Raw genomic sequence first — 23,791 nt, 5'->3', positions numbered from 1 at the left:
CCAGGCCGAAGTTGGTGGACCGGTGCCGGGCGAACTCGTCCAGCTCGACGAAGGAGCCCTCGTCGAGCAGCATCTCGATCCGCTCCCGGGCGGTCCTCTTGCCCCGCGCGTGCTGCTTCTCGACCGCCCGCGCCGACCCGGCGTGCACCGCCTCGTCGACCCGTCGCTCCAGGTCCGCCAGCTTGCCGGCGGTGCTGTGGGTGTTGATCCCGGTCTCCGTAGTCACCCACGGAATATAACGATGGTTCAGGAGCCGCGCGGTTGCGCAGTACGCCTCAGTTCCGCCCCACGTCCGGGTGTCGCGGAAGCCGACGGCGCGGGCCGTACGCTGGCGGGATGGCCGGCTCCCCGTACACCGATCTGGACCGCCCGCCGCTGTCGGCGGCCCGGCTGCGTCGCGCGCTGGTCGCGCCGCACGGGCCGTGGCGGCGGCTGGAGCTGCGCGCCGAGACCGGCTCCACGAACGCCGAGGCGGCCGAGGCGGCCGGCGCGGGCGAGCCGGAGGGCCTGGTGGTGGTCGCCGAGCGGCAGACCGCCGGCCGGGGCCGGCGCGGCCGGGGGTGGCAGTCCCCGGCGCGGGCGGGTATCGCGGCCAGCGTCCTGCTGCGGCCCGGCGAGGCCGTCCCGGAGCGCGGCTGGCCGCCGGCCCCCACCACCGGGTACGGCTGGCTGCCGCTGCTCGCCGGGGTCGCGCTGGTCGAGGCGGTGGCCCGGCTCGCCGAGCTGGACGCCGCCCTGAAGTGGCCGAACGACCTGCTCGTCGACGGCGCGAAGTGCGCCGGCATCCTGGCCGAGGCGGCCCCCGGCCCGTCCCCGGCGCAGGCCCCGGCGATCGTGCTCGGCATCGGCCTCAACGTGACGCTGCGCGCCGACGAGCTGCCCGAGAACCCGACCGGCCTGCCCGCCACCTCGCTGCAACTGGCCGGCGCCGCCACCACCGACCGCGACCCGCTGCTGCGGGCCCTGCTGCGGTCCCTCGCCGACTGGTACGACCGCTGGCGCTCCGCCGGCGGGGACGCGCAGGCGAGCGGCCTGCGGGAGGCGTACCTGGCGGCCTGCGCCACGGTCGGCCGCCCGGTGCGGGTGCTGCTGCCCGGCGGCGACGAGCTGACCGGCACGGCCGTCGGGGTCGACCCCGACGGCCAGCTCCTGGTCGACACCCCCGCCGGCCGGCGCACCCTGGCCGCGGGCGACGTCCTGCACCTGCGGTAGGGGCTCCCCTCACACCCGCTCGGCGTGGCCGTCCCGGGCGGGCCGCCCGCGAACCACCGCACCGGCTGATCCGTCCGGCTGCGCCGACCGGATACGGTCAGCGCGTCCTGTTTCGGCGAGGAGGTTCCCGTGGCGTTCCCCGAAGACGTGCTCACCGAGGACGAGCACGTCGTCCTGCACCTGCACCCCCACTGGAAGGCGGTGCTGCGGCCGATCCTGGTGCTGGTGCTCGCCGTCGCCGCGGTCGTGGCGGCCTGGATCCTGCTGCCGGACGGCGACGCCGCGGCGATCGCGCTGTACGTCGTCGCCGGCCTGGCCCTGCTGCTGGTGCTCTGGCTCGGGCTGTGGCCGTTCGTGGTCTGGCGCAGCACCCACTACCTGTTCACCAACGAGCGGGTGCTGCTCCAGCAGGGGGTGCTCTCCCGGGACCGGCGGGACATCCCGCTCACCCGGATCAACGACCACGCGATGAACCAGCGCTTCGTCGAGCGGCTGCTCGGTTGCGGCACGCTCACCATCGAGTCGGCCGGCGAGCGGGGCCAGGCGTTGCTCCGGGACGTCCCCCGGGTCGACCGGGTGCAGACCAAGCTGTACGAGCTGGTGGAGGCGCACCACGACAAGCACTCGCTCGGCGACGGCGAGATGCGCGAGATCCTGGCCGACATGCGCGAGGGCAAGCCCCTGCGCGACCCCTCAGCCTGACCCCCGCCGGCCCCGTTGCCGGCCCCGCTCACTGGTTGATCAAGAGGTTTGCGTCGTGCCCCGGCACCTGTCCCGACGCAAACCTCTTGGTCAACTCGGGTCGGCGGGGTCCGCGGCGGGGGCGGGGCCTGCCGGGTCTGCGGGGCCTGCCGGGTCCGCGGCGGGGGCGGGGCCTGCCGGGTCTGCGGTGCGGGCGAAGCGGAGGGCGAACCAGCCGCGGAAGCGGGTGTGCAGCACCTCCTGCTCCGGCCGGTCCTCCGGGCTCAGCCGCAACATCGTGCCGGCGAGGATCACCGTGCCGAGACCCGGCCGGGCGGAGGAGGGACGGCTGCCCATCACGTCGAGGCGCACCGACAGCCGGTCGCCGGCCCGGACCGGGGCCAGCCAGCGCAGCTCCTCCAGGCCGGGGGAGGCGTCGGCCGCGGCCCGGGACAGCACGTGGTCCACGTACGCCCGCATGAACAGGCTGACCGTGTAGAAGCCGCTGGCGATCAGCCCGCCGTGGTGGCTCGCGGCGGCCTGCTCGGCGTCGACGTGATACCACTGCGGGTCGAAGCGGCGGGCGAAGGCCACCATCTCGTCGCCGTCGACCCGCACCACGCCCAGGTCGAAGGTGCGGCCCGCGGTCAGGTCCTCGAAGAACAGCTCGGCGGGCGCGCCGGTGCCGGAGCGGACCACGGCGTTGGCGAGCCGGTCCGCGCCGTCACCGGAGTCGCCGGCCGGCTCGGCCCCGCCGCCCACGGCTGCGGTCGCCTCACCCGCCTGCTCGGCCCCGTCGGTGACCGGCGTGACCGCGGCGCTCACCGGCGTCGCCGCCGCGTGCCGGCGTGCAGTTCGTCGGCGAGTTCCGCCGCCAGTTCGCTGTCGAGGGCGGCGCCGAACGCCGACTCGACCGGCAGCGGCCGCTGCCGCGCCGGAGCGGGCCCGTACGCCGGGCTGCCGCCGTCGCGGCGGGCGGTCGACTCCGGCTGCGTCTGCTCCAGTTCGCTGATCGACTCGGCCAGCTCTGCCACCGGGTCCAGTTCGGCCATCGTGTCCCACTCATCGCGCGGGATGCTGTGCCACGTGTCCGCCTCTGGCGCCGCCGGCGCGGGCTGGAAGACGAACGTCCGGTACGACCAGAAGCGGAACAGGGTGGCGAGCAGCACGCCGGCGGTCTTCGCCACGTTCAGCGCCAGCAGGCTGGTCATGCCGAGTCCGTACTTGGCCGCCGCGAGGACGCCGAGCTCGATGAGCAGGCCGGTCGCGTTGAACAGGAAGAACAGGGCATATTCGCGGCGCATGGCCGATTTCGGCCGGTCCCGGTACGTCCAGTGCCGATTCATCAGGTACGACGTGATCGTCGCCACGACGGTGGCGACGACCGTCGCCTTCAACTGGCCGTTCTCGAAGACGGTGAGTGCCAGCGCATTGAACACGGCGTAATTGATGACGGTGTTGATGCCGCCGACGACGCCGAATTTGAGCGCCTCGTGGAGGAACTTCTGCCAGCGCTCAGGCAGCAGACGGACAAGACGCATACCGAACACCTTAGGCGAGTGGACGGGCCGGCTCGTTCCGGCCGGACGAGGTGGGCGGAACGTCACGCGCGGCGGTCCCGCTCGTGCGCCGCCTCCGGAACGGACCGGGTTCCCGCTTCCACGAAGACGAACCGTCGGTACGACCAGAACCGGAACAGCGTGCCCAGGCCGGTGCCGACGAGATAGCTGGCGACGTTGTCGGCGACCGCGGTCTGGAACACCTCCGGCCAGATGGCGCCCAGGCCGTACCGGCTGATCGCGAGGCAGGCCACCGCGATGCCCAGGCCGACGCCGTTGAAGATGAAGAACAGCGCGTACTCGCGGGCCGGGTGGGAGCGCTGGCGGTGCCGCCAGGTCCAGAACCGGTTGCCGAGGAAGGCGAGGGTCGCGGCGACCACGGTGGAGATCGTCTTCGCGGTGATCTGCTCGACCTGCTGGGCGTTGGCGAGGTAGTTGAACAGCGCGAAGTCGACGAGGAACGCGATTCCGCCCACCGTGGCGAACTTGGACAGTTCGCGGACCAGGTGACCGAAGCGGTCGATCAGGGCGCGCACCGGGCCGGTGCGCGTCTGCGGGGACCCTGGCTGGTCTCCGGTCATCGTGGCGGCCACCGGACGAGCGTACCGGTTACGCGTACTTTCGGTCGGTAGCAACGGCGGAGGCACGTTACGCGGCCCGCCGGTCCCGCGTCGGCCGCCGGCCCCGCCCGGGTGGCCCCCCGCACGTCCGTTCGTCGCCGCCCGGCGGCGAACCGGGGCGAGGGTTGACTGAAGGATCTGCGTGAAACTGCTCGTGAAAGCGGGTATTAGCTCGTGATGCCGCAGCGTGGCCCTAGCTTGTGCAGTTCTTCACAACCAGTCCCACTGACTCGCGCCACCACCCGGTTTACGCTGAGGCCAATCCCAAGTTTCCACGAGGCGACGCATCGCGCCGTCAAGACTCGTGCATCCCATAGATCGGTCAGCGTCGACCACAAGGAGATGTGTCATGGTTGCTCCGGCTACCGTTCGGGGTATCGATCAGGCCCCGACGTCCCACCCCAAACTGCTCGCCTGGGTCCGAGAGGTCGCGGAACTGACCACCCCCGACCGCGTGGTCTGGGTGGACGGGTCCGACGAGGAGTGGCGCCGCCTCACCGACGAACTCGTGGCCGCCGGCACGCTGATCCGGCTCAACCCCGAGAAGAAGCCCAACTCGTTCTACGCGCGCACCGACCCGGGTGACGTCGCCCGCGTCGAGGAGCGCACCTACATCTGCTCCGTCGACGAGGCGGACGCCGGCCCCACCAACAACTGGATGGCGCCGGACGAGATGAAGCGCACCATGACGGACCTGTATCGCGGCTGCATGCGGGGGCGCACCATGTACGTCATCCCGTTCTGCATGGGCCCCGTCGAGGCCGAGAACCCCATGTTCGGCGTCGAGATCACCGACAGCCCGTACGTGGTCGCCTCGATGCGCATCATGACCCGGATGGGCAGCAGGATCCTGGAGGCGATGGGCGACGACGCGGACTTCGTCCACGCGCTGCACTCCATCGGCGCGCCGCTCGCCCCCGGCCAGCAGGACGTCCCGTGGCCGTGCAACGAGACGAAGTACATCTCGCACTTCCCGGAGACCCGGGAGATCTGGTCCTTCGGCTCCGGCTACGGCGGCAACTCCCTGCTCGGCAAGAAGTGCTACTCGCTGCGCATCGCCAGCGTCATGGGCCGGGACGAGGGCTGGCTCGCCGAGCACATGCTGATCCTGAAGATCACCTCGCCGGAGGGGCGGGTCTACCACATCGCCGGGGCGTTCCCGTCCGCGTGCGGCAAGACCAACCTGGCCATGCTGGAGCCGACCATCCCGGGCTGGAAGGTCGAGACCATCGGCGACGACATCGCCTGGATGCGCTTCGGCCCCGACGGCCGGCTCTACGCGGTGAACCCGGAGTACGGCCTGTTCGGCGTCGCGCCGGGCACGGACTGGAAGACGAACGCCAACGCGATGCGGACGCTGGAGCGGGGTAACTCGATCTTCACCAACGTGGCCCTCACCGACGACGGCGACATCTGGTGGGAGGGCATGGGCGAGCCGCCGGCCCACCTGGTCGACTGGAAGGGCAACGACTGGACGCCGGAGAGCGAGGGCCTCTCCTCGCACGCGAACAGCCGCTTCTGCACCCCGATCACGCAGTGCCCGATCCTCGCCGAGGACTACTACGACCCCAACGGCGTCCCGATCGACGCGATCCTGTTCGGCGGCCGGCGGCGCGACACCGTCCCGCTGGTCACCGAGGCCCGGGACTGGGTGCACGGCGTCTACCTGGGCGCGACCCTCTCCTCGGAGACCACCGCCGCCGCGTCCGGCGCGGTCGGCGTGGTGCGCCGCGACCCGATGGCCATGCTGCCGTTCATCGGCTACCACGGGGGCGACTACTTCCGGCACTGGATCGAGATGGGCAAGGGCGCCGACGGGGACGCCGCCAAGCTGCCCCGGATCTACTACGTCAACTGGTTCCGCAAGGACCCCGAGGGCAGCTTCCTCTGGCCGGGCTTCGGCGAGAACTCGCGCGTGCTCAAGTGGATCGTCGAGCGGATCGAGGGGCGCGCCGAGGCGGTGGAGACCCCGATCGGCATGGTCCCGGCCCAGGACGCGCTGGACGTCGAGGGTCTGGACATGACCCCCGAGGACGTCCGGATCGCCCTGAAGGTCGACCCGGAGGAGTGGCGCAACGAGCTTCCGCTGGTCACCGAGTGGTTCGAGAAGTTCGGCGACAAGCTGCCCGGCGTCCTCTGGGCGGAGCTGGACGCGCTGCGCGCCCGGCTCGACGCGGAGCAGCCCACCCGGTAGGTGTGACGGTTGCCCGTACCGGGCACCATCGGATCCCATGAGGACGGCCGCCGAGACCCAGGTCCGGCGGCCGTCCGCCGTCCGGGCGCTCACCGTCCTGCTCGCCGTCACGGCGGCGGCCACCGTCGTGGTCGAGCTGCTCAACTGGTGGTACGCCCCGGAGCAGGGCTTGGTTCGTCGCCGGCATCGGCGTCAGCTACCTCATGCTGTTCTGCACCGCGTTCCTGATGCGGGGCCGGCGGTGGGCCCGCCGGCTGTTGGTGGCGATCACGCTCGGCGTGCTCGCCGTCGACCTGCCGCTGTGCGGGTGGCTGCTCGGGGTCGACGGCCTGGTCCGCGACGGCGGCCCGTTGCTCGCCGCCGCCGCGCTGGCGTTGTACGGGTTGTGGCGTGCCGGCCGGGCCGAGGGTCCGGTCCCGGCGGGCTGACCCGCCGAGCGGAGCGAGGTGACGGACATGAGTGAGCTTGCGCGCGAATCAGCCGGTTCGGTGACGCCGTGACCGACGAGTTCGACGTGGTGGTGGTCGGGGCCGGGCCGGCGGGCTCGGCCGCCGCGCTGGCCGCCCGCCGGGCCGGTGCCCGCGTGCTGCTGCTGGACCGCGCCGACTTTCCCCGCGACAAGGCGTGCGGGGACGGCATCGCCGCGCACGCGCTGGACGTCCTCGCCGGGCTCGGCGTGACCGGCGCGGTGGCCGGCTACCCGCCGCTGCCGAGGCTGCGGCTGGTCGGCCCGGGCGGCGGCGCGGTGGCCCGGGCGCTGCCGCGGCCCGCGTACACGGTGCCGCGGGAGGTGTTCGACGCCCGGCTGGTGGCGGCGGCGGTGGCGGCCGGCGCGGAGCTGCGCCGGCACACCGTACGCCGGGTCGAGGCGCGCGACGCCCTGGTGGTGCTCGACGGCGTCGTCGCCGGCCGGGCGGTCGTCGGCGCGGACGGGGCGGGTTCGGTGGTCCGCCGGGCGCTCGGCCACCCGGCGAACCCGGACCGGCACCTGGCGCTGGCCATCCGCGGGTACGCCCCGGCCCGGCCCGGGCCGCCCGAGCAGCTCATCGTCACGTCCGGGGCGCGCTGGCCGGCGTACGCCTGGTCGTTCCCGGTCGGCGACGGCCGGGCGAACGTCGGGTACGGGGAGGTGCTGCGCGGCGAGCCGCTGACCCGGGCGCACCTGCTGGACCGGCTGGCCGCGCTGCTGCCCGGCACCGATCCGGCGACCGTGACCGCGCTGCGCGCCCACCACCTGCCGCTGTCGACCCACCGCCCGCCGCCCGGCCAAGGGCGGCTGGTGCTCGCCGGGGACGCGCTGTCGCTGGTCAATCCGTTCACCGGGGAGGGGATCTTCTACGCCCTGCTCTCGGGCGCGCTGGCCGGCGCCGCCGCGGCCGGGGTCCCCGGGCACGCCGCCCGGGCGTACGCCGACGCGCTGCGCCGGCGTCTCGGCGCCCACCTGCGGCACAGCTCGCTGGCGGCCTGGCTGGCCCGCCGGCGGTGGGTGGTGGACGCGGCGGTCCGGGCGGCCCGCCGCGACGACCGGGTCTTCGGCACGGTCGTCGAGCTGGGCCTCGGCGACGGGCGGCTGGACGCGCGCACCCTGGCGATGATCGGCCTCGGTCTCGCGTCCCGGGATCTGCCACCGCGGGGCTGATCCGCCCGGCGGGTCGCTACCCTGCAAGGTGATGACTCTGCGGAACCTCCTCTACTCCGTGTACGAGCGGCGGCTGACGGCCAAGCTCGCGGGCAAGCCGGTGCCCCGGCACGTGGGCGTGATGTGCGACGGGAACCGCCGCTGGGCCCGGGAGATGGGCTACGTCGACCCGAACGACGGGCACCGGATGGGCGCGGAGCGGATCAAGGAGCTGCTGCGCTGGTGCGACGCCGCCGGCGTGGGGCACGTCACGCTCTGGCTGCTCTCCACCGACAACCTGTCCCGCCCGGCGGAGGAGCTGAACCCGCTGCTGCAGATCATCGAGGACCTGACGACCGAGCTGGCCGAGGAGGGCAACCCCTGGCGGCTGCGGATGGTCGGCGCGCTCGACGTCCTGCCCGCGCACCACGCGACCGCGCTGAAGGCCGCCGAGGAGCGCACCCGGGAGCGCGCCGGCGGCGCCCAGGTCAACATCGCCGTCGGGTACGGCGGGCGGCGCGAGATCGCGGACGCGGTCCGCTCCCTGCTGCTGGAGCACGCGGCGGGCGGCGGCAGCATCGAGGAGCTGGCCGAGACGCTGGACGTCGACCACATCGCCGAACACCTCTACACGCGGGGCCTGCCCGACCCCGATCTGATCATCCGCACCAGCGGAGAGCAGCGACTCTCCGGCTTCATGCTGTGGCAGTCGGCCCACTCGGAGTTCTACTTCTGCGAGCTGAACTGGCCCGACTTCCGCCGCGTCGACTTCCTTCGCGCCCTGCGCTCGTACGCCAACCGCCAGCGCCGCTTCGGCGTCTGATCCCCATCCGTCTCCCCGGTCGCGGCAGCCCGGCGGTGTCGGTCGCCCCGGGCGGCGCCGGCCGCTCAGCGGAGGCGGGGAACCGCCGCGGTGAGGAAGTCGCCGAGGGCGGCCGGGGAGTCGATGGTCAGGTCGGCCGCCTCGGCGACCTCGTGCCCGGTCTCCGGGTTGGCGACGGCCACGCAGACCCCGAGGAACTCCGGGTCGGCGGCGGCCCGGGCGCGCAGCGCCGAGAACGCCTTGATGTCGGACACGTCGTCGCCGAAGTACCAGGCGCCGCCGGCGTCCCGGACCACCTCGCCGATCACCATGCCCTTGTCCCGGTCGACCGGGGGCTTGAGCTCCAGCACCATCCGCCCGGCCTGCACCCGCAGGCCGAGCCGGTCGGCCTGGCGCCGGCCCCACTCCTGCACCGCCTGGCCGAGCTGCGGGGCCGTCCGCCAGTGCAGCGCCACGGAGAGCCGCTTGTACTCCACCAGGGCCCCGTCGGGCAGCTCGGCGTGGGCGAGATCGGCCAACTCCCGCATGGTCGGCACCCAGGGCAGCGCGGCCGGCTCGGTGACGGTCTCGCCGCCGGAGTGGCTGTGTTCCAGGCCGTACAGGCCGTAGAGGTCGACGCCGTCGAGCCCGCCGAGGTGGTCGCGGAGGAACTCCACCGGCCGGGCGGAGACGATCGCGATCCGGCGGACCAGCGGGGCGAGGGCCTCGATCGCGGCCAGCACCTTCGGGGCCGGTCGCACCGTGGTCGGGTCGTCGCCGACCGGCGCGAGGGTGCCGTCGAAGTCGAAGAAGAGCACCGTCTGCGCCGCCCGCCCGGCGGTCCTGCGCCAGGCCTGGTCGGCGTCCAACGGGTTCGTCGGCTGGTGGTTGCCCGGATTCGACGGCGGCACGCGCGTCAGCGTACCCCGGGGCGGGCGGCTCATTCGTGGTCGAGAAGGCGGCCCCGACCCGGTCAGCGGTCAGCGTTCGGCGGCTCCCCGACCCCGGCGCCCGAGCGGCACCACCTCGGCGTCCTGGCCGTGGCTGAGCAGGTAGCCCTCCACGAAGCCGGTGTTCCGGTCGCCGGTCCGGGTCTCGATCTCGTTCAGCCGGTCCACCAGGAACTCCCTGAGCTCGCTGATCCGGTCGTCGAGCCGGCCGTGCAGCTCGGCGACGACGGCCAGGACCACCGCCGTGCCGGCGACGGTGAGCGCGAGCAGGTTGGCGACCAGGGGAAGCTCCCTGCCGCCGAGCGCGCCGCTCACCACGTTGCCGGTCACGGCCGAGGTCAGCGACACCACGGCGACCACGACTGCCCACCACTTCAGGGTCATGGACAGACCCCTCCTTCTGTCCCGCAGGGCTGGGTTCGGCCTTGTCCCGTCCCCCCACCGACGACGAGCCCAAGCAGTACGAATAGGGACGCTAGCGTGCCCGTTCCGGCCCCGGAGCGAAACGAATGAGCCTGACCAGGCGTTCTTTCGCCATCTGAGGAACTACCCGGCCCGTCTACCTCTTTTTCGGACATCCGCCGGGAGGGCGGGGCGATACGCGAGGTAACGGATCGTTTCCCGGATGTGGAACTTCTCCGCGTCCGACACGTTCGGGTCGACCAGCCGGCGCAGCAGCGCCTCGACGTCCGGGTCCATGGGGGGTGGGGCGGTGGCGGCGCGGGTGGCGGCGGTGCGGTCCCAGCCGAGTGCCGCGAACGCGACGGCGGGGTTGAGGCCGAGCCCCTCGCAGAACGCGACGACGCGTTCGGCCTCGGGGTCGCTCACCCAGTCGCCCCGTACCCAGCGGTTGATGGTCTGGCGGGACACGCCCGTGCGCCGGGAGACCTCGGTGCCGCTCCAGGCGCGCATGGCGCGCGCGTCGTCGAGGGCCCGGCGGACGAACGCGGCGAACGCGGTCTTGCGGGTGGGAGCGCTCTCGGTCATGCCGTGACCGTACGGCCAAGCGTGCCCGGCGGGGAGGGCGCGCGCGGTTCTGTCACGCAAACGAGACGATTGTTCGCGTTCGTGTGGGGCTGGTCCGATGCTGTTGTCGAGGGGTGCCACCTGGGCAGGATAGATGTCCACGAGTGCCGGGGTAATCAGACGAAAAGCTGATACTGTCACGCTCATGGGACAACTTAACGTGTGTCACGTGCATGAGACGACTGCTGTTCACATGCGTCCCTTGCCCGGTACGAGGGGGGTGCGGTGACGGAACTCGCCACCCGCGCCCAGGCGTTCGGCCTGATCGCGGACGGGGTGGCCGCCGGGCTCAGCGCGCCGTGGCGCCTCTACCTCGCCCGGGGGTGCCGCTACCTGTCCCTGAACGTGGGCGACCGGGCCGAGTGGAACGCCTGGCGTACCCACCTCGGCTGCCCGGAGCTGAGCGTCCGGGTCTACGACGCCGGCGGCGAGATCCGCCGGTCCTCGGTGGCGGAGGTGGTGCTCGACGGTTGCCGGATCAGCGTCGAGCTGATCGAGGAGATCCGCACGGACGACCTGGAGCGGCTGCTCGTGGCCGGTCCGAACCCCGCCGAGCCGGAGGAGCGGTGAGCGCCCGGCGGGGCGCGGCCCCGGCGCCCGCCCGCCCGTACCGGCCCGCCGGCGGCGCGGCCCGCCGGTGGCCCACGTGCCCGGGAGCCGCCGGATGAGTCCGTTCCTCGCGGTCTTCCTCGTCCTCGTCCTGGGCTCGACCAGTTACGCCGCCGGGCGGCTGCACGGGCAGCTCAGTTACCGGATCGGCTACCGGTTCGGGTACCGGCAGGGCTACTTCGACGGCGACCGCGGCGCCTGGCACCGGCGCCGCCGGGAGGCGCAGGCGGCGATCGCCTCCGCCCTGGCCGGCCCGCCGGTGACCGCCGCCCGGCGCGGCCCGGCCGCGCGGCAGGGCACCACGTACACGGGCTCCGCGTTCGCCGCCCCGGCCGGCGGGGGCGCCGTCGCGGTGACCGCCACCGCCGCCACTGCCACCGCCGGGGCCGGCGGGCGGCAACCCACCGGGGCTCTCGTCCGCTGGCAGGGCTGACGGCCCGCGGCACGAGCACGGTGCGCAGTCCGCGGCGGACGCGCACCGTCGGGACCGCGTCAGACCGGTGACGCCGGTCCCACCGGCCGGGATGCGCGCAGGGGGCATGCATCCCGGCCGGCTCCGCCGTGCCTGTTCACGCCGCCGTCACCGGAGATCCACCTGTCAACCTCTGGTCGCGACGTTCGGGTGCCGCTAGCGTCTAGGCATGGCGCGGGGCTCCCCCGGGCCAGCCGGCCAGCCCGGATCTGCGTCCTCGCGCACGGGGCCCGCATCCGACCCCGTGTCCCCGGGCACCGGAGGAGGCGGAACGCGGATGGCGGATGCCCATCCGCCGGAGCAGGCCTGTGACGACTCGCCGTACCCCCGCCGGTGCCGACCAGAGCCCGGCCGCGACTGCCACGACCCGCCGAGCCACCCGGAGCCGCCGCGCGGCCGCGCCGGTCGAGCCCGAGGAGCCCCGACCATCCGGCCAGGCGTTCGTCCTGGACACCTCGGTCCTGCTCTCGGATCCCGCGGCCTTCCACCGGTTCGCCGAGCACGAGGTGGTCCTGCCCCTCGTGGTCATCTCCGAACTGGAGGGCAAGCGGCACCATCCGGAGCTGGGCTGGTTCGCCCGACAGTCGCTGCGCATGCTCGACGAGCTGCGGGTGCGCCACGGCCGGCTGGACCGGCCGGTGCCCGCCAACGACTCGGGGGGCACCCTGCGGGTGGAGCTGAACCACACCGACGACGGGGTGCTGCCGCCCGGCTTTCGCACCGAGTCCAACGACGCCCGGATCCTCTCGGTCGCGCTGAACCTCGCCGCCGAGGGGCGGGAGGTGACACTGGTCAGCAAGGACATGCCGCTGCGGGTCAAGGCCGCCTCGGTGGGGCTGCGCGCCGACGAGTACCGGCACGGGCAGGCCAGCGACCCGACCTGGACCGGCATGGCAGAGCTGGACCTGGGCGAGGACGACATCAGCCGGCTGTACGCCGGGGAGACGCTCGACCTGGACGCCGCCGCCGGGCTGCCCTGCCACACCGGGCTGGTGCTGCACTCCGGGCGGGGCTCCGCGCTCGGCCGCGTGCTGCCCGACAAGACGGTCCGGCTGGTACGGGGCGACCGGGAGGCGTTCGGCGTGCACGGGCGCTCGGCCGAGCAACGGGTGGCGCTCGACCTGTTGCTCGACGAGTCGGTCGGGATCGTCTCGCTGGGCGGCAGGGCCGGCACCGGCAAGTCCGCGCTGGCGCTCTGCGCCGGTCTGGAGGCGGTGATGGAGCGCCGCCGGCACAAGAAGGTGGTCGTGTTTCGTCCCCTGTACGCCGTGGGCGGCCAGGAGCTGGGCTACCTGCCCGGGTCCGAGTCGGAGAAGATGTCGCCCTGGGCGCAGGCGGTCTTCGACACCCTCGGCGCGGTGGTGCACGAGAACGTGCTGGAGGAGGTCATCTCCCGGGGCATCCTGGAGGTGCTTCCGCTCACCCACATCCGGGGGCGCAGCCTGCACGACGCCTTCGTGATCGTCGACGAGGCGCAGTCGCTGGAGCGCGGGGTGCTGCTCACCGTGCTGTCCCGGATCGGTCAGGGGTCCCGGGTGGTGCTCACCCACGACGTGGCCCAGCGGGACAACCTGCGGGTCGGGCGACACGACGGGGTGACCGCGGTGATCGAGGCGCTCAAGGGTCATCCGCTGTTCGCGCACGTCACGCTGACCCGGTCCGAACGGTCGCCGATCGCGGCCATGGTGACGGATCTCCTGGAGGACATTCCGCTCTGACCCACGACTGACCGTCCGTTACACCCGCCTTCGTCCCGGTCTCCCGTGTGGCGCAGATCACAATTGGGGCTGATGGTTTCCCATCCGCCCCACCGTGCGCGATGGTTCCAACGAGCGCCCACGCATCGGAGGGATCGTCTGTCGTCGTCCGTCACAGGGCGACCGGGACCGGCGGGAACGAGTGCGTCGGCTGCGACCGGCAGGGTCGGGGCGCTCACGGCGCGGGCCGGGCCCCCTCCTCGGGTCGTGGTCGCGCCGTGTCCTTGCCCCCGACGAAGGGACACTTCGTGAGTCGGCCGTGGAGCCGTTTCGGCGCCCGCACCGCCGCCGTCGCACTGCTCTCCGTGGGCGTTGCCGGCGGCTTCTATCTCGGCGAAGACCGCCAGACCCAGCAGCAGGGCCTGACCGCGCAGGCGGGCCTCCAGGTGGACCAGGCGGAGTACGACTACCAGCAGGAGCGCCAGGCCGAGTACCGGGTCACCTCGGCGAAGCAGCGAGCCGCCGAGTACCAGGCCAAGCTGCGCGCCGCCGAGGCGGCGAAGGAGGCCGCGGAGCGGGCCCGGGAGGCCGAGGCCGCGGCGGCTTCCCGGAAGAAGGAGCGCGAGGCGAGGGAGGCCGCGGCCAAGGCGGCCAAGCCGTACGACGGGCCGATCCCCGCCTCGTGCAACGAGTACAGCGGCAACCGGAGGATCGGCTGCGCGCTGATGATCGACGCCGGCTTCGGCATCGACCAGTTCCCCTGCCTCGACAAGCTGTGGACCAAGGAGAGCGGCTGGAACCACAAGGCCCGCAACCCCTCCTCCGGCGCGTACGGCATTCCCCAGGCGCTGCCGGGCAGCAAGATGGGCTCGGTCGCCGACGACTGGGAGACCAACCCGGCCACCCAGATCAAGTGGGGCCTCGGCTACATCGAGGGCCGGTACAACACGCCCTGCGGGGCGTGGCAGCACTCGCAGAGCACCGGCTGGTACTGATCACGGGACGTCGTCGACGGCGGGGTGCGTCCGCGCACCCCGCCGTCGGCGTACCCGGGCTGCCGCCGGCCACCGCTGGCGGCTGGTGCGGATTGCTGATAGCTGTTGGAGGGTGAACCTGCCCGACGACCCGCCCGGCGACCCGCGCCGCTTCGGCACCTGGGCCTTCTACGCGGCGATCGGCCGGGCGTTCGTCGCCATGTGCGCCGTCGTGCCGGTGCTGTTCCTGGTCGAGGCCGTCGACGTCGGCCTCGGCTACGACCTCGACCTGGCCGGGGGCATCATCCCGCGCCGGATCGAGGGCCTGGACGGGGTCTTCCTGTCGCCGCTGCTGCACGCCGACTTCACCCACCTCTACAGCAACAGCGTGCCGCTGATCCTGCTCGGCACGTTCGTGCTCGCGGCCGGCTTCCGGCGGTTCGTCTGGTCCACCCTGATGATCGTGCTGGTGAGCGGCCTGGGCGTGTGGTTCACCGGCTCGCCGGACTCGGTGGTGATCGGGGCGAGCGGGGTCATCTTCGGTTACCTGGGCGTCCTGCTCACCCGGGGCCTGGTCGAGCGCAGCTGGTGGAACTTCGCGGTGGTGCTGCTGGTCGGCCTGCTCTACGGCTGGCAACTGTTCGGCATCCTCCCCACCGACGAGCGGATCTCCTGGCAGGGGCACCTGTTCGGGCTCGTCGGCGGGGTGGCCGCCGCGATCATCTTCCGGCGCCGCCGCTTCGACCCGGGGGAGAGGAAGGGCCCGGTGCTGACGCCTCCGGTATAGCGGGCTCCCCTTCCACCGACGGCCGTGGTGCGACGCGGCGTGACGCCCCGTGGGACGTGCTTGCCCAGGCCAAGCGGGGGGCCTACCGTCGGCACCAGGACGTTTGCCCGTGAGCGGAGAGCGACGGTACGTCATGCGCGAGGTTGATGTCGCAGTGATCGGCGCCGGTCCGGCCGGGCTCTTCGCCGCGTACTACGCCGGGTTCCGAGGGCTCTCCGTCGCGGTGGTCGACGCGTTGCCCGAGGCGGGCGGCCAGATCACGGCGATGTACCCGGAGAAGCTCATCCTCGACGTCGCCGGATTCCCGGCGGTCAAGGGCCGCGACCTGGTGGCCAACCTCGTCGCCCAGGCCGCCCCGTTCCACCCCGAGTACCTGCTCGGCACCCGCGCCGAGAAGCTGTCGCATGCCGACGGTCGGCCGGTGCTCGGTCTCGCCGGCGGTGAGCAGCTCGCGTGCGGGGCGGTCGTCGTCACCGGCGGGCTGGGCAGCTTCACCCCGCGTCCGCTGCCGGTGGCCGACAGTTTCACCGGCAACGGGATCGTCTACTTCGTGCCGGAACCAGCCGCGCTCGCTGACCGGGACGTGCTGATCGTGGGCGGCGGGGACTCCGCGTTCGACTGGGCGCTGGCGTTGCAGCCGCTGGCCCGGTCGGTCACCCTCGTGCACCGGCGGGAGAAGTTCCGGGCGCACGCCGCCACCGTCGCCCGGGTGCTGGGCCTGCCCGTACGCGTCGTCGTCAACGCCGAGGTCACCCGGCTGCACGGGGACGGCGCCGTCACCGGTGCCGAAATCACCGTCCGGGGCGGCGCGACGGAGTTGCTGCCCGTGGACACCGTGGTGGCCGCGCTCGGCTTCACCGCCGACCTCGGCCCGCTCGCCGAGTGGGGCCTGCGGCTGGACCGCCGGCACATCGTGGTGGACAGCGCGATGGCGACGAACCTGCCCCGGGTCTTCGCGGCGGGGGACATCACCGAGTACCCGGGCAAGGTCCGGCTGATCGCCACGGGCTTCGGCGAGGCCGCCACGGCGGTCAACAACGCGGCCGTGGCCATCGACCCGAGCGCCCACCTCTTCCCCGGCCACTCCTCGGACGCCGGCTGACGCTCCCGCCCGGGTCAGTCGCGGGGCAGGCCGATCAGGTCGGCCATCAGCGCGGTCTGGTGGTCGAAGTAGGCGCCCCGGTGCGGCAGCGCGCGGTTGATCCGGCCGAACAGCTCGAAGCTGATCAGCCCGAAGAGCTGGGTCCAGCCCGCCATGCCCCGGGCGAGCAGCGCCTCGGGCACTCCCGGGAAGTACGCGTCGGCGATCTCCGCCAGGTCCGCGCGCAGTTCCCCGGATAGTCCGTCGGCCGGGGGAGGGCTCAACCGGCCGGCGGCCAGGCCGTCGCGCAGGATGCCGACCAGAGTGATCGGGGGCCGCTGGGCCGGTCCGATCGTGTCGTCCGGGGCCGCGTACCCGGGGACGGGGCTGCCGTAGAGCAGCGCGTACTCGGCGGGGTGGGTTAGCGCCCAGTCCCGGGCCGCCCGGCACGCGGCGTGCCAGCGCCCGCGCAGGTCCAGCCGGTCGGGGCCCGCGTCGGCCGCCTCCACGGCCGCCCCGAGCGCGTCGTACGCCTCGATGATCAGCGCGGTGAGCAGGTCGTCCCGGCTGGGGAAGTAGCGGTAGACCGCCGACGAGACCATCCCCATGTCCCGGGCGACCGCCCGGAGGCTGAGGTTCGCGCCGTCGGTGGCGAGGTGCCGGCGGGCGACGGCCTTGATCTCGTCGATCATCTCGGCGCGGACCCGGGCGCGGATGGAGGAGGCGGGCATGTCCCCACTCTGCCATGCCTGAGAGCGCTAGACAAAACAGAGAGCACTGCTCTTGACGAAGTGGTCGGGGTGGCGTCATGCTGGGCGGGCCAGAGCGAGAGCGGTGCTCTCAATCCGTACCCCTGCTTCGAAGGGTGACCTGTGATGTCGCTGCATGTGATCGTCGGCGCCGGACCTGTCGGCACCGCCACCGCCCGCCGCCTCGCGGCCGCCGGCGAGCGCGTCCGGCTGATCAGCCGGCGCGGGGCGGGCCCCGGACAGCACGGGTCGGCCGGCCCGGCGCCGGTCGGCAGCTCGGGAGAGGGCCCGGCCGTGGAGCGGGTCGCCGCCGACGCCGCGGACGTCGACCGGCTCGCCGCCCTCACCGAGGGGGCGGTCGCCCTGTACAACTGCGCCAACCCGGCGTACCACCGCTGGCCGACGGACTGGCCGCCGCTGGCGGGCGCGCTGCTCGCCGCCGCCGAGCGCACCGGCGCGGTGCTCGCCACGGTGGGCAACCTCTACGGGTACGGGCCGGTCGACGGGCCGATGACCGAGGCCACCCCGCCGGCGGCCACCGGCACCAAGGGACGGGTACGGAACCAGATGTGGGCGGACGCGCTGGCCGCACACCGGGCCGGCCGGGTGCGGGCGACCGAGGTGCGGGGCTCCGACTACCTGGGCGCGGGTGCCACGGCGCTGCCCATGATGGTCCTGTCCGGCGTGCTCGCCGGTCGCCGCGTGGTCCTGCCCGTCGACTACGACGCCCCGCACACCTGGACGTACGTCGACGACGTCGCCCGTACGCTCGTCGCGGCCGCCGCCGCCGAGCGCGCCTGGGGCCGGGCCTGGCACGTGCCCAGCGCGCCCGCCGTCACCGTGCGGGAACTGGCGACCCGGGCCGCCGCCCTGGCCGGCGCGCCGGCGCCGAGGCTCACCCGGCTGCCGTACCCGGCGCTCTGGCTGGCCGGGCTGGTCAACCCGATGGCGCGGGAGCTGCGCGAGACCGCGTACCAGTTCGACCGTCCGTACCTGCTGGACTCCTCGGCCGCCACCGCCGTCCTCGGCGTCGAGCCGACCCCGCTCGACCGGTCGCTCGCGGACACGGTCGCCGCCCTGCGCGCGGTGTGAGGAGGGGCACCTCGTCGACGCGTTCGGTACGGGAAGGGCCCCTTCCTAACGCGCGGATCCCCGCACCGGGGCGAGCGCGGCGACCAGCACCGCGACCAGGGTGAGCACGGCACCCAGCAGCGTCGCCGGCCCCGGGTGCGAGGCGGCGGTCGGCAACAGCACGTCGAGCAGTACGGCGCCGACGACCTGCCCGGCGATCGTCGCCAGGCCGAGCAGCAGCACCCCGGTGAACCGCACGATCGCCGCGGCGATCGCGATGAACACGATGCCGATCGGGCCGCCCAGGTAGAGCCACGGCTCGCCGGGAAGGGCGCCGCCGGGGCGGGCCCGTACCGCGACGTCCACCGCGAACGCGACGAGCAGGGCCACGGTGCCGACGGCGAAGTTGACGCCCGTGGCGGTCAGGGCGCTGCCGACGGCGACCCGTACCCGGCCGTTCACCGCCTGCTGCCACGCGATGCCCACCCCGGCCAGCAGCGGCAGCAGGGCCAGGCCCAGGGTCCGCGGGTCGCCGAGGCGGTCGCCGACCGCCAGCAGCACGGCGAGTACGGTCAGCGCCGCGCCGGCGAGCCGGGCCGCGGTCACCGGCTGCCGGCCGGTGGGACCGACACCCCACCGGTCCATGGCGAGGCTGCTGCCGGACTGGCCGGCGACCACCGCCACCGTGAAGACCGCCACGCCGAGAGAGCCGATCGTCAGCCCCTGGGCGGCGACCACGAACGCGCCGCAGACGCCGCCGAGGCACTGCCACGGCCGCAGCGACCCGTCGGCCAGCGCCGCGCGCAGCGCCGCCAGGCTCCGCCGCCCGGCGGGAGTGGCGGGGACCAGCACCAGCAGCGCCAGCAGCCCGAGGCCGAACGAGACCACCGCGGCGGCGATCCCGTCGTCCAGGCGTACGCCCAACTCGCCGTTGATCCGCGACTGCCCGGCCACCGCGACCCCGGAGGCGGTGGCCAGCGCCACGCCGGCGGCCCGGCGGCCGGTCGACAGGGTGGGCGGTGCGACGGCCCCGGCGGTGCCCGCTCCCGCCCGGTTGACCGCCGCCCGACGCGCTCCTGCCCGGCTCGCTCCTGCCCGGCTCACTCCTGCCCGGCTCGCTCCTGCCCGGCTCACTCCTGCTCGGCCAGCGGGCGGCCGTCGAAGTCGACGGCCGAGTACAGGGCCAGCTTCTCCAGCCGGTGGTACGAGTCGATCACCCGGATCGTGCCGCTCTTCGAGCGCATCACGATCGACTGCGTGTACGCCCCGCCGGCCCGGTAGCGCACGCCGCGCAGCAGGTCGCCGGAGGTGATGCCGGTCGCCACGAAGAAGCAGTTGTCGCCGGCGACGAGGTCGTCGGTGGTCAGCACCCGGTCGAGGTCGTGCCCCGCGGCCAGCGCCTTCTCCCGCTCCTCCGCGTCGCGCGGCCAGAGCTTGGCCTGCATCATGCCGCCCATGCACTTGAGGGCGCAGGCCGACGTGATCCCCTCGGGGGTGCCGCCGATGCCCATCAGCACGTCGACGTCCGACTCGCCGCGGGCCGCGGCGATGGCGCCGGCGATGTCACCGTCGGAGATGAAGCGGATGCCCGCTCCCGCACGGCGAATCTCCCGTACCAGCTCGTCGTGGCGGGGCCGGTCCAGCACGCAGACGGTGATCTCGGACACGTCGGTGCCCTTGACCTTGGCCATCCGGCGCAGGTTCTCCGCCACCCCGGCGTTGATGTCGACCACGTCGGCGTACAGCGGGCCGACGGCCAGCTTCTCCATGTAGAAGACGGCGCTCGGGTCGAACATCGCCCCCCGCTCGGCCACCGCGAGGACGGCCAGGGCGTTCGGCATGCCCTTGCTCATCAGCGTGGTGCCGTCGATCGGGTCGACCGCCACGTCCACCTCGGGACCGGTGCCGTCGCCGACCTCCTCGCCGTTGAAGAGCATCGGCGCGTTGTCCTTCTCGCCCTCGCCGATCACCACGACGCCCCGCATCGGGATCGAGTTGATCAACTTGCGCATGGCGTCGACGGCGGCCCCGTCGCCGCCCTCCTTGTCGCCGCGGCCGACCCACCGGCCGGCGGCCATCGCCGCGGCCTCGGTCACCCGGACCAGGTCGAGGGCGAGGTTCCGGTCGAGATCCTGCGGGGTCCGCGTCCTGGTGTTCGTCATGACGGCTTCCTCCTCGCGACGTTGCGGGGTGGACCGGCAGCATGCGGCCCGCACCGCTACCGGCTTTTGTCGCTGATCCTCACACGATCGCCAACCTATCGCCGGGGCGGGGCGGCGGTGGCCAGGTTCCGGGCACCGGCGCGGCTGGAAGAATGGGGAGGTGGAACGCGTACAGCCAGTCGACCGTACCCCCGCCCAGCCGGCCCCGCAGGGCGCGGGAGCCGGCGAGCCGACCCCGCCGCCGGGTGCGGGAGCCGGCGAGCCCACCACCATCGGGTCGGCGTCCGCCGCCGGGGTGTCGCCCGAGCCGGACGCCGTGGAACCGGATCCCGCCGGCGCGGCCCCCGCCGACCCGGCGTCGGCCGCCGGGGAGTCGCCGGCGCCGCCGGCCGGCCGGGACAAGGTCCGGTCCGAGCGGTCGCCGAAGGACATGGCGATCTCGATGCTGGTGCTGCTGATCCCGATCGCCCTGCTGCTCGCCTTCTACCGGGGCCTCCTCGGCGGCGACCAGCCGGCCACCGTCGACCCGGCGTCGGCGCTGGACCAGGCCCGCGCCGCCCAGGCGTTCCCGGTCGCCCAGCCGGCCGGGCTCGGCTCCGACTGGAGGACGGTCAGCGCCAGCTACCGCAGCGCCGAGGGCGGCTCGAACCTGCGGATCGGCTACCTCACCCCGGAGGGCGGGGCCGCCCAGGTGGTGCAGAGCGACGTGCCGCCGGAGCGGCTGCTGCCCGCCGAGCTGACCGCCGAGGCGCAGCCGCAGGGGCCGACCGAGGTCGGCGGGCGGAGCTGGCAGCGGTACACGGCCCGGGGCAACGAGCAGGCGCTCGTCCTGCTCGAACCCGACCGCACCGTGATCGTGGTCGGCGACGCGCGGGAGAACGAGCTGCGCCAGCTCGCCGCCTCGCTCCGTTAGGCCGCCTCACCCGGGCCGATCGCTGTCGGTGTCCCCCGTTAGGCTGCCCGGGCTCAGCCCGGCCTGTGATGGGCCGGGTAGTCACTGCGGAAAGAGAACCACGTGAACATTCGACGGTGGAGCGTCGGCCTCCTCGCCGCCGCCCTGTTCGTCCCCGGCCTGGCCGCCTGCGCGTCGGGGGACGCCGAGCCGGCCTCCGACAGCAGGAGCGCCGCCCCGGCCGTTCCCGCCGATCCCAAGGAGGCGCTGCTCGCCTCGACCAAGGAGATCAGCAAGGGTAACTTCGCGTTCACCATCGGCGGCGGCGAGCTGACCGGCAGCGGCAAGGTCCACGCGCCGTCCAAGAGCGCCGAGATGAAGATGGCCGCCGACGGCGGCTCCGACGGCATCTCGATGGACATGCATCTCGTCTTCATCGACACCGAGAGCTGGGTGAAGCTGGAGTTCACCGGCCCGATGGCCGACGCGGTCCCCGGCGCGAAGGCGATGAAGGGCAAGTACCAGCACGTCGACCGCACCAAGGCCCAGGACATCGAGGACCTGAAGTTCGACCTCGCCGACGTCGACCCGGCCGGCAGCGAGGCGCTGATGAAGGCGGTCACCGACGTCCGCAAGACCGGCGAGGGCGCGTACGCCGGCACCCTCGACGCGACGAAGACCACCGGCTCGGACCTGCTGGACGCCGACACGATCAAGGGCCTGGCCGACAAGGCCGGCGCGGTGCCGTTCACCGCGAAGCTCGACGCGCAGGGCCGGCTGGTCGAGTTCGCCGTGCAGGTGCCCGCCTCCGGCGACAGCAAGGCGCAGGACCTGAGCGTCACGTACGCCGACTACGGCGCCGTCACCGCCGTGCAGCAGCCGCCGGCCGACCAGGTGGTCGAGGCGTCCGACCAGGTCTACGAGATGTTCAAGAGCTGATCCGCCGCCGGTCGGGGGCGGCGGGCGTCCGCCGCCCCCGACCCGGGTGGACCGGACAGGGATTGCGGAAGGCGGCGACAGGGAACAGAAGGTACGCGACCTCGTCGGCTCGCTGCGCCAGCCGGACGGGACTCGTGCGCCGGGCCAGCGTTCGGGCCGCGGCGCCACGCCTCCGGCGCCCAGCGGGGACCGGACGACCCACGTGGAGAGGTTGACGTGACCATTCGACGCTTCAGCGCGGCGGTCTTCGCCGCGACGCTGCTCACTCCCGGTCTGGCCGCCTGCGACAGCACCGGGGCCGGCGAGGCGGGGCCCTCGGCTTCCCCGGCCGTGTCCGGCAGCGCGGCGGCCTCCGGCAGCGCCTCGCCGGGTGCCGGGGACGCCAAGCAGGCGTTGCTCGACTCGACCCGGGAGATCAGCAACGGCAACTTCCGGTTCACCATGACCGGCGTGGGCACCACCGCCGAGGGGCAGGTGCACGAGCCCAGCCAGAGCGCCGAGATGCGGCTGACCCTCGGTGACGCCTCCTCGGACGTCATGATGAAACTCGACGTGATCCACGCCAAGCCGGACAGCTGGGTGAAGGTCGACCTGGGCGGCCAGGCGGCCAAGCTGCCGGGGGTGCAGAACCTCAACCTCGGCAAGTACCAGCACCTCGACCAGTCCCGGATCAAGGGCAACCGCAACCTGGGCTTCGACTTCGACAAGGTCGACCCGGCCGGCAGCGAGGTGCTGACCCAGGGCGTCACCGACGTCCGGCAGACGGGCGAGGGCGCGTACGCGGGCACTATCGACGTGACGAAGGCCGCCGAGGCCGGCTCCCTGAACGCCGAGCTGATCAAGGCACTCGGCCAGCAGGCCCGGTCGCTGCCGTTCACCGCGAAGCTGGATCCGCAGGGCCGGCTCAGTGAGTTGGTCATCCAGATCCCGGCGTCCGGCCAGACCAAGGCCCAGGACATCCGGATCACGTACGCCGACTACGGCGCGGCGACCGCCGCCCAGCGCCCGCCGGCGGACCAGGTCGTGGAGGCCCCGAACGAGCTGTACAACCTGTTCAACTGACGGTTGACCGGGTGCGGGGGCGGCGTCGGTCGTCCCGCACCCGTCGTCTGTGGCCGTCCGGCCGCCCGACGCGACGGCCCGCGCCGCCGCCCGTTCCGCTGCTCGCGGGCTCGATGTCGATGGCGATGTTGCGGCGTCCCAGGCCGACCACGCCCGGATCGCGCAGCCCGATTCGCTGGCGCGGCCGATCCGGCGGGCATGGCCCGGTCACGCGGGCCCGACCCGGCGGGTGTGGCCGGGATCGCGCGGCCCGACCCGGCGGGTGTGGCCCGGTCATGCGGCCCGATCCGGCGGGTGTGGCCGGGATCGCGCGGCCCGGTTTCGCTGGCGTGGCCCGGATCGCCAGCGCGGCACCGGTGATCAGCCGCGGCGGCCGGAGCGCGCCCGGTCAGTTGCCGGGCTGTGGTCGGGCCCCCTCGATCCGGGCCCGCGCGCCGTCGAGCCAGCGCTGGCACACCTCGGCCAGCCGCTCGCCGCGCTCCCACAGCGCCAGCGACTCCTCCAGGGATGTGCCGCCGGCTTCCAACCGTTCCACCACCGAGGCCAGTTCGGCCCGGGCCTGCTCGTAGCTGAGCCGCTCGTCCGGCCCGGCATCCTTCTCGTCCGTCCTCATCCGCCCCATCCCAGCACATCC

The 23,791-nt window shown here is 73.7% G+C and carries 27 protein-coding genes; 16 read left to right on the top strand and 11 right to left on the bottom strand.

All coding sequences use genetic code 11. The annotated features are described in order from the left end of the window. Positions 1 to 226, bottom strand: a 226-nt coding sequence (locus ACGFIZ_RS14390; protein ID WP_393419264.1) for a carboxyl transferase domain-containing protein, incomplete at its 3' end; no start/stop codon positions are given. Between the two features lie 110 nt (positions 227 to 336). Between ACGFIZ_RS14390 and ACGFIZ_RS14385 the strand changes: the two genes are divergently transcribed. Further along, positions 337 to 1,212, top strand: coding sequence for a biotin--[acetyl-CoA-carboxylase] ligase (locus ACGFIZ_RS14385; RefSeq protein ID WP_393419262.1), 876 nt, complete (start codon positions 337 to 339; stop codon positions 1,210 to 1,212). A 129-nt stretch (positions 1,213 to 1,341) separates the two neighbouring features. Then, positions 1,342 to 1,914, top strand: a complete 573-nt coding sequence (locus ACGFIZ_RS14380; protein WP_393419260.1) for a PH domain-containing protein — start codon at positions 1,342 to 1,344, stop codon at positions 1,912 to 1,914. A gap of 90 nt (positions 1,915 to 2,004) precedes the next feature. On the opposite strand, the gene ACGFIZ_RS14375 is transcribed toward ACGFIZ_RS14380, so the two are convergent. From ACGFIZ_RS14375 to ACGFIZ_RS14365, 3 genes are all read right to left on the bottom strand, one after another. After that, complete coding sequence (locus ACGFIZ_RS14375) at positions 2,005 to 2,718, bottom strand: MaoC/PaaZ C-terminal domain-containing protein (RefSeq protein WP_393419258.1); 714 nt, start codon at positions 2,716 to 2,718, stop codon at positions 2,005 to 2,007. Beyond that, entirely contained in the window at positions 2,715 to 3,434 is a 720-nt protein-coding gene (locus ACGFIZ_RS14370; RefSeq protein ID WP_393419256.1) for a GtrA family protein, read from the bottom strand. Before ACGFIZ_RS14370 ends, ACGFIZ_RS14375 begins: the two co-directional genes overlap by 4 nt. A gap of 62 nt (positions 3,435 to 3,496) precedes the next feature. After that, on the bottom strand, positions 3,497 to 4,033 hold the full coding sequence (locus ACGFIZ_RS14365) for a GtrA family protein (protein WP_393419283.1): 537 nt from the start codon (positions 4,031 to 4,033) through the stop codon (positions 3,497 to 3,499). Between the two features lie 388 nt (positions 4,034 to 4,421). Between ACGFIZ_RS14365 and ACGFIZ_RS14360 the strand changes: the two genes are divergently transcribed. From ACGFIZ_RS14360 to ACGFIZ_RS14345, 4 genes are all read left to right on the top strand, one after another. Further along, positions 4,422 to 6,266 carry a phosphoenolpyruvate carboxykinase (GTP) gene (locus ACGFIZ_RS14360; protein ID WP_393419254.1) on the top strand — a complete coding sequence of 615 codons (1,845 nt, stop codon included), beginning with the start codon at positions 4,422 to 4,424 and terminating at the stop codon, positions 6,264 to 6,266. A 203-nt stretch (positions 6,267 to 6,469) separates the two neighbouring features. After that, positions 6,470 to 6,694, top strand: coding sequence for a hypothetical protein (locus ACGFIZ_RS14355; RefSeq protein WP_393419252.1), 225 nt, complete (start codon positions 6,470 to 6,472; stop codon positions 6,692 to 6,694). Positions 6,695 to 6,762: 68 nt separating this feature from the next. Continuing rightward, positions 6,763 to 7,905, top strand: a complete 1,143-nt coding sequence (locus ACGFIZ_RS14350; protein ID WP_393419251.1) for a geranylgeranyl reductase family protein — start codon at positions 6,763 to 6,765, stop codon at positions 7,903 to 7,905. 31 nt (positions 7,906 to 7,936) lie between these two features. Beyond that, positions 7,937 to 8,707: an isoprenyl transferase gene (locus tag ACGFIZ_RS14345; RefSeq protein ID WP_393419249.1), complete on the top strand. Its 771-nt coding sequence runs from the start codon at positions 7,937 to 7,939 to the stop codon at positions 8,705 to 8,707. A 65-nt stretch (positions 8,708 to 8,772) separates the two neighbouring features. Here the strand turns inward: ACGFIZ_RS14345 and otsB are convergent, their stop codons facing one another. From otsB to ACGFIZ_RS14330, 3 genes are all read right to left on the bottom strand, one after another. Further along, positions 8,773 to 9,597, bottom strand: a complete 825-nt coding sequence (gene otsB / locus ACGFIZ_RS14340; protein WP_393419247.1) for a trehalose-phosphatase — start codon at positions 9,595 to 9,597, stop codon at positions 8,773 to 8,775. A 69-nt stretch (positions 9,598 to 9,666) separates the two neighbouring features. Then, entirely contained in the window at positions 9,667 to 10,020 is a 354-nt protein-coding gene (locus tag ACGFIZ_RS14335) for a hypothetical protein (RefSeq protein WP_393419246.1), read from the bottom strand. A 162-nt stretch (positions 10,021 to 10,182) separates the two neighbouring features. Then, positions 10,183 to 10,623, bottom strand: coding sequence for a helix-turn-helix domain-containing protein (locus ACGFIZ_RS14330; protein WP_393419244.1), 441 nt, complete (start codon positions 10,621 to 10,623; stop codon positions 10,183 to 10,185). Positions 10,624 to 10,887: 264 nt separating this feature from the next. On the opposite strand from ACGFIZ_RS14330, the gene ACGFIZ_RS14325 reads away from it, so the two are divergent. The 6 genes from ACGFIZ_RS14325 to ACGFIZ_RS14300 all read left to right on the top strand — a co-directional run bounded on the left by ACGFIZ_RS14325 (position 10,888) and on the right by ACGFIZ_RS14300 (position 16,303). Further along, positions 10,888 to 11,232 carry a hypothetical protein gene (locus ACGFIZ_RS14325; protein ID WP_393419242.1) on the top strand — a complete coding sequence of 115 codons (345 nt, stop codon included), beginning with the start codon at positions 10,888 to 10,890 and terminating at the stop codon, positions 11,230 to 11,232. Positions 11,233 to 11,326: 94 nt separating this feature from the next. Continuing rightward, a complete protein-coding gene (locus ACGFIZ_RS14320) occupies positions 11,327 to 11,704 on the top strand; it encodes a hypothetical protein (protein ID WP_347665914.1) in 378 nt (125 codons plus the stop codon). 347 nt (positions 11,705 to 12,051) lie between these two features. Further along, positions 12,052 to 13,461, top strand: a complete 1,410-nt coding sequence (locus ACGFIZ_RS14315) for a PhoH family protein (RefSeq protein WP_393419239.1) — start codon at positions 12,052 to 12,054, stop codon at positions 13,459 to 13,461. A gap of 287 nt (positions 13,462 to 13,748) precedes the next feature. After that, entirely contained in the window at positions 13,749 to 14,435 is a 687-nt protein-coding gene (locus ACGFIZ_RS14310) for a lytic transglycosylase domain-containing protein (RefSeq protein ID WP_347665912.1), read from the top strand. Positions 14,436 to 14,553: 118 nt separating this feature from the next. Further along, on the top strand, positions 14,554 to 15,201 hold the full coding sequence (locus ACGFIZ_RS14305) for a rhomboid family intramembrane serine protease (protein WP_393419281.1): 648 nt from the start codon (positions 14,554 to 14,556) through the stop codon (positions 15,199 to 15,201). A 133-nt stretch (positions 15,202 to 15,334) separates the two neighbouring features. Further along, complete coding sequence (locus ACGFIZ_RS14300; RefSeq protein WP_393419279.1) at positions 15,335 to 16,303, top strand: NAD(P)/FAD-dependent oxidoreductase; 969 nt, start codon at positions 15,335 to 15,337, stop codon at positions 16,301 to 16,303. Positions 16,304 to 16,317: 14 nt separating this feature from the next. Here the strand turns inward: ACGFIZ_RS14300 and ACGFIZ_RS14295 are convergent, their stop codons facing one another. Continuing rightward, positions 16,318 to 17,013: a TetR/AcrR family transcriptional regulator gene (locus tag ACGFIZ_RS14295; protein WP_393419237.1), complete on the bottom strand. Its 696-nt coding sequence runs from the start codon at positions 17,011 to 17,013 to the stop codon at positions 16,318 to 16,320. 144 nt (positions 17,014 to 17,157) lie between these two features. On the opposite strand from ACGFIZ_RS14295, the gene ACGFIZ_RS14290 reads away from it, so the two are divergent. Next, positions 17,158 to 18,123 (top strand): NAD-dependent epimerase/dehydratase family protein, encoded by a 966-nt coding sequence (locus ACGFIZ_RS14290; protein ID WP_393419235.1) that lies wholly within the window; start codon positions 17,158 to 17,160, stop codon positions 18,121 to 18,123. Between the two features lie 45 nt (positions 18,124 to 18,168). Here the strand turns inward: ACGFIZ_RS14290 and ACGFIZ_RS14285 are convergent, their stop codons facing one another. Next, positions 18,169 to 19,113 (bottom strand): DMT family transporter, encoded by a 945-nt coding sequence (locus ACGFIZ_RS14285; protein ID WP_393419277.1) that lies wholly within the window; start codon positions 19,111 to 19,113, stop codon positions 18,169 to 18,171. A gap of 119 nt (positions 19,114 to 19,232) precedes the next feature. After that, the gene (gene glpX, locus ACGFIZ_RS14280; RefSeq protein ID WP_393419233.1) at positions 19,233 to 20,264 is read right to left on the bottom strand and encodes a class II fructose-bisphosphatase; all 1,032 of its coding nucleotides are present in this window, start codon (positions 20,262 to 20,264) and stop codon (positions 19,233 to 19,235) included. Positions 20,265 to 20,424: 160 nt separating this feature from the next. Here glpX and ACGFIZ_RS14275 point away from each other — a divergent pair, with 160 nt between their 5' ends. From ACGFIZ_RS14275 to ACGFIZ_RS14265, 3 genes are all read left to right on the top strand, one after another. After that, entirely contained in the window at positions 20,425 to 21,177 is a 753-nt protein-coding gene (locus ACGFIZ_RS14275; protein ID WP_393419231.1) for a DUF4245 domain-containing protein, read from the top strand. A gap of 102 nt (positions 21,178 to 21,279) precedes the next feature. Next, complete coding sequence (locus ACGFIZ_RS14270; protein ID WP_393419229.1) at positions 21,280 to 22,095, top strand: hypothetical protein; 816 nt, start codon at positions 21,280 to 21,282, stop codon at positions 22,093 to 22,095. 216 nt (positions 22,096 to 22,311) lie between these two features. Continuing rightward, positions 22,312 to 23,157, top strand: coding sequence for a hypothetical protein (locus ACGFIZ_RS14265; RefSeq protein ID WP_393419227.1), 846 nt, complete (start codon positions 22,312 to 22,314; stop codon positions 23,155 to 23,157). Between the two features lie 388 nt (positions 23,158 to 23,545). Here ACGFIZ_RS14265 and ACGFIZ_RS14260 read toward each other — a convergent pair whose 3' ends face one another. Then, the gene (locus tag ACGFIZ_RS14260) at positions 23,546 to 23,770 is read right to left on the bottom strand and encodes an exodeoxyribonuclease VII small subunit (RefSeq protein ID WP_393419276.1); all 225 of its coding nucleotides are present in this window, start codon (positions 23,768 to 23,770) and stop codon (positions 23,546 to 23,548) included. Positions 23,771 to 23,791: the final 21 nt, after the last annotated feature.

The sequence above is a fragment of the Micromonospora sp. NPDC048830 genome (genome assembly GCF_043198215.1).
In the GTDB taxonomy this organism is placed as follows: domain Bacteria; phylum Actinomycetota; class Actinomycetes; order Mycobacteriales; family Micromonosporaceae; genus Micromonospora.
The sequence above is the reverse complement of the archived record's forward strand: the minus strand, read 5'-3'. Positions and strand labels throughout refer to the sequence as shown.

Excerpts from the sequence above, each read along its gene's own strand:
- ACGFIZ_RS14385 (WP_393419262.1), top strand. The coding sequence starts at position 337 with ATGGCCGGCTCCCCGTACACCGATCTGGACCGCCCGCCGCTGTCGGCG.
- ACGFIZ_RS14370 (WP_393419256.1), bottom strand. The coding sequence starts at position 3,434 with ATGCGTCTTGTCCGTCTGCTGCCTGAGCGCTGGCAGAAGTTCCTCCAC.
- ACGFIZ_RS14365 (WP_393419283.1), bottom strand. The coding sequence starts at position 4,033 with ATGACCGGAGACCAGCCAGGGTCCCCGCAGACGCGCACCGGCCCGGTG.
- ACGFIZ_RS14360 (WP_393419254.1), top strand. The coding sequence starts at position 4,422 with ATGGTTGCTCCGGCTACCGTTCGGGGTATCGATCAGGCCCCGACGTCC.
- ACGFIZ_RS14355 (WP_393419252.1), top strand. The coding sequence starts at position 6,470 with ATGCTGTTCTGCACCGCGTTCCTGATGCGGGGCCGGCGGTGGGCCCGC.
- ACGFIZ_RS14345 (WP_393419249.1), top strand. The coding sequence starts at position 7,937 with ATGACTCTGCGGAACCTCCTCTACTCCGTGTACGAGCGGCGGCTGACG.
- ACGFIZ_RS14335 (WP_393419246.1), bottom strand. The coding sequence starts at position 10,020 with ATGACCCTGAAGTGGTGGGCAGTCGTGGTCGCCGTGGTGTCGCTGACC.
- ACGFIZ_RS14330 (WP_393419244.1), bottom strand. The coding sequence starts at position 10,623 with ATGACCGAGAGCGCTCCCACCCGCAAGACCGCGTTCGCCGCGTTCGTC.
- ACGFIZ_RS14320 (WP_347665914.1), top strand. The coding sequence starts at position 11,327 with ATGAGTCCGTTCCTCGCGGTCTTCCTCGTCCTCGTCCTGGGCTCGACC.
- ACGFIZ_RS14300 (WP_393419279.1), top strand. The coding sequence starts at position 15,335 with ATGCGCGAGGTTGATGTCGCAGTGATCGGCGCCGGTCCGGCCGGGCTC.
- ACGFIZ_RS14295 (WP_393419237.1), bottom strand. The coding sequence starts at position 17,013 with ATGCCCGCCTCCTCCATCCGCGCCCGGGTCCGCGCCGAGATGATCGAC.
- ACGFIZ_RS14290 (WP_393419235.1), top strand. The coding sequence starts at position 17,158 with ATGTCGCTGCATGTGATCGTCGGCGCCGGACCTGTCGGCACCGCCACC.
- glpX (WP_393419233.1), bottom strand. The coding sequence starts at position 20,264 with ATGACGAACACCAGGACGCGGACCCCGCAGGATCTCGACCGGAACCTC.
- ACGFIZ_RS14260 (WP_393419276.1), bottom strand. The coding sequence starts at position 23,770 with ATGAGGACGGACGAGAAGGATGCCGGGCCGGACGAGCGGCTCAGCTAC.